The sequence below is a fragment of the Streptomyces calidiresistens genome, from assembly GCF_014141525.1.
GTDB classification, from domain to species: Bacteria; Actinomycetota; Actinomycetes; order Streptomycetales; family Streptomycetaceae; genus Streptomyces; species Streptomyces calidiresistens.
This window is the reverse complement of the sequence record NZ_VKHS01000565.1, coordinates 1-3,704: the sequence shown is the minus strand read 5'-3', so window position 1 is coordinate 3,704 and position 3,704 is coordinate 1. Positions and strand designations below refer to the sequence as shown.

2 protein-coding genes and 1 pseudogene are annotated in these 3,704 nt (G+C 76.5%); 2 read left to right on the top strand and 1 reads right to left on the bottom strand.

Annotated features, from left to right (window positions below; genetic code table 11):
• Positions 1-35: 35 nt before the first annotated feature.
• Positions 36-2,189: a nitrate- and nitrite sensing domain-containing protein gene (locus tag FOE67_RS19630; protein WP_182666123.1), complete on the bottom strand. Its 2,154-nt coding sequence runs from the start codon at positions 2,187-2,189 to the stop codon at positions 36-38.
• 301 nt (positions 2,190-2,490) lie between these two features.
• Here FOE67_RS19630 and FOE67_RS19625 point away from each other — a divergent pair, with 301 nt between their 5' ends.
• Positions 2,491-3,378 (top strand): protein phosphatase 2C domain-containing protein, encoded by an 888-nt coding sequence (locus tag FOE67_RS19625; protein ID WP_182666121.1) that lies wholly within the window; start codon positions 2,491-2,493, stop codon positions 3,376-3,378.
• 52 nt (positions 3,379-3,430) lie between these two features.
• Positions 3,431-3,652: pseudogene (locus tag FOE67_RS30970) on the top strand (spermidine synthase); the annotation flags it as partial.
• Positions 3,653-3,704: the final 52 nt, after the last annotated feature.

Below are 3,704 nucleotides of genomic sequence, written 5' to 3'. Positions count from 1 at the left end.
CCCCGGCCCGATTCCCCCGGCCCGGCGCCGCGGCCCTAGGCGATCGGGACCCCCCGGTCCGGCACCACCGACGCCGTTTCGGGCAGCGACTCCACCAGCGCGGCCGGGAGGACCACCTCGGCCGCGACACCACCCCCGGGGCGGGGGATCAGGCGGGTGGTGAGTCCGTGGCGGGAGGCGAGTCGGGCCACGGTGTACAACCCCATGCCGATGCCGGGATCGTCCGCGGTGCCGGGCGGGGTGGGCTCGCCGGGACGGGCCAGCCACCCGTTGAGTTCGGCGAGCCGTTCGTCGGTCATGCCGATGCCCTCGTCCACCACCCGCAACACCACGCCGCCGGCCGGGGCCTCCCCCTCGCTCCGGGCGGAGAGCAGGACCCGGGCGTCGGCGGGCGAGAACGCGGTGGCGTTGTCGAGGAGTTCGGCCAGCAGGTGGCCCAGGTCGCGGGCGGCGAAGCCGACGACCGCCACCGGCGGCACCGGCTGTTCGATCTCCACCAGGTCGTGGCGCTCGATCCCGCCGATCGCCGCGCGGAGCACCTCCGGCAACGGCGCCGCCTCCCCCGGTGTCCCGGGGTACTCGGCCCCGGCCAGGATCAACAGGTTGTCGCCGTGTCGGCGCAGGCGGGCGGCCAGGTGGTGCAGGGCGAAGAGATCGTCCGAACGGTCGGTGTCGCCGCCCCGGTCCCCTCCCGCGACCCCGGTCCCCCCGGCCTCCAATCGGCCGAGGATGGCCACCTGCTCACCGGTGAGGGCGAGGATGCGCTGGGCGTGGTGGGCGAAGGTGCCGTGCACGGCGCCGTTCAGTTCGGCCAGGCGCTCGGTGAGTTCGCGCAGCCGACCGTCGAGGCGGTCCCGTTCGGCGACCAGCCGGTCCCGTTCGGCGGCGACCTCGCCGTGGTCCCCGGCGGACTCGGCGGCCCTGCGGTGGAGTTCCACGGTGCGGGCGTGCAGGGCGTTGACGGCCGCGACGACCTCGGCGAACTCGTCGTTGCGGCCGGTGTAGCGCACCGGTTCCTCGCTCGCCGGGTCCGCGGCCACCCGCCGGCTGCCCAGTCGCACGGCGGCCAGCGGGCGGGTGAGGGAGCGGGCGGTGTGCACGCCGGCGCCGATGACCAACAGCAGGGCGGCGGCCAACAACAGGGCCCGCAACTGCAGGGCGGTCAGGTCCTCGTCCCGCACGGTCTCCAGACCGGCGACCCGGGCGGCGCTGAGGGAGGAGAGCACGCCGCGCTGGAGTTCGGTGCGGGCGGCCAGGGCCGCGGCGGGGTCCCCGACGACGGCCGTCCCCTCCTCCGCGTCGGCGGCGTCCCCGGGTTCGGCGGGCAGGAGCGCGGGGGCGTCGAGGGGGTTGAGGAGGAATTCCGCGAGGAAGCTCTCGGCGGCGGCGGCCTCGGGGCCGGAGACGGTGCGCTCGTAGCCGTCGGCCGCGTCGGGCCCGGCGGTGTCGAGGAAGTCCCGCACGGCGGCGGCCTCCCGGGCGCCGGTGACCCGGGCCGCGGCGAGGAGTTCGGCGCGGCCGTCCTCGTCCAGAGCCGCGGCGATCAGCAGGGCACGGGTGGCGGAGGAGGCGTCCACGGCGCGGGCCAGGTCGGGCAGCGCGCCGGCCGCCGGGTCCCCGGAGCGCTCGGGATCGACGAGGGAGACCGAGCGGGTCAGGGCGTCCAGCCCGCGGACGATGTCGCTGTAGGCGCGGTGGATCTCCAGCGGTGAGAGGGTGCCCGAGGCGACCTCCGCCCGCAGATCGGCCAGGTCGTCCAGGAGGGCGCGGGGCTCCGGCGGAAGGTCGGGGAGCAGTTCCTCGAGGCGGCGGTCGGTGCGCTCGAACGTCGCGGTGTCGGGGGCGGTGTCGGTCGCGGTGTCGTCCGCGGCGGCCCGGGCCCCGGTGGTCACCAGCAGGTCCCGCTCGTCGGCTATCGCCCGGGAGAGCGAGAGGGCGCCGCGGGCGGTGTCGGCCCGCTGGAGCAGGTCCTGGGAACCGGAGAGGCGGTGGCCCGCGTCGATCATGGTGGGGGCGCCGGCGGCGAGGACCGCCGCGGAGGTGAGGGCGACACCGATGAGCAGCCGGTTGCGCACCCTGGCGCGCTTGGCGCGGACGGGCGCGCCGGTCCCCCCGGGAGGCACGGGAGCCGGGGTGGTCGAGGGGGTCGCCGGCTCGGCGGCGGGATCGGGCCGTGTGGTCTTCCGCACCTGTGCTCGCAATCTCGTCCCGGCCGGTGGGACACCGGAGGGCTCCGGAGGGTCGGGGTCCGGTCGGCGGACGCGCGCAGCTTACTGCACCACCCGGGAAGCGCTTCCGGCAGCGGGTGTTCGCCACCGGCGACTTCCGGAGCGGACACGCTCGGTCGGTGCCGTTTCACGATCGGCGATCGACCGGATCCGAACGGGTGGAGCGCGTCCCGGGGGACGCGGGTTCCGATTCGAGCCGGTCGCCACGCCGCGCCCGCCCGGGCCTCCCCACCGACCGCGCCCTCCCGGGAGACTGGCCCGCATGCACGTGCGCGCCGCCGTCCTGCCCGCCGCCCCTTCCCGCCCCTGCGAAGACTTCGCGGCGGCCTCCTCCACCGCGGACGGCGGGGTGCTGGTCGTCCTGGACGGCGTGACGCCACCGGCCGGGGAGGACGGCTGCTCGCACGGGGTGCCCTGGTTCGTCGACCGCCTCGGCGGGGCGCTGACGGAGGCCGCCGTCCGTCGTCCCCGGGTGCCCCTCACCGAGTGCCTGGCCCGCGCGATCACCCGCGTCGCCGCCGCCCACCGGGCGACCTGTGACCTTTCTCACCCGCGAACGCCGCAGGCCACGGTGGTGCTGGCCCGGTGGTCGGAGCGGACGGTGGAGCATCTGGTGCTGTGCGACTCGGTGCTGCTGATCCGGGACCCCGGGGGCGGGGTGCGACCGGTGCACGACACCCGGCTGGAGATCTGTCGGGCCCGGGCGCGCGAACGCGTCGCCGCCGAACGCGTGACCTTCCTGGAGGGCCTGCGCAACGCCCCGGACGGTTTCCCGACCGCCGCCGCCGACCCCACCGTCGCCGACCTGGCCCTGATCGGCACCACCCCCCGGGAGCGGGTCGCCGCGCTCGCCGCGCTGACCGACGGCGCCGGCCGCTGGACGGACACCTTCGCCCTCGGCGACTGGACGGCCCTGTTCGACCTGCTGCTGACCGACGGTCCCGAACGCCTGCTGGAGGAGGTGCGCGGGGCGGAGGCCGCCGACCCGGAGTGCCGGATCTTCCCCCGCGGGAAGGCGAGCGACGACGCGGCGGCGGTGGTCGTCGATCTTCGGACCGGGTCGGGGGGCGGGGGCGGTACCGCGCCCCCCGACCCGGTTCCCGACGACCGGATCGGGCCGCCGTCGGCCGGTGCCCCGCCGGCCGGGTGAAAACCCCGGCGGCGGGCGGGGGACACCGGTACGGTGTGCGGGCATGAATCGCCTGCCGGTCGAGCCGCCCGACGACGCGCGCGCCACCGAACCCGGGGACCGCCCGGCCACCGCTCCGGAGCCGGGCGCCGGGCCGGAGGTGGTGGACCGCCGCGAGGGCGTCCTCGGCGAGATCGTCCTGCGCCGGCACGGCGAGGTGCTTCAGGTGATCGCCAACGGCTGCTTCCTGATGGACACCTCCGACGGACGGTCCGAGCGCCTGCTGGCTGACTCTTATACACATCTTACGCTGCCGACGAAGCTGCAAGTGTAGATCTAGGTGGGTG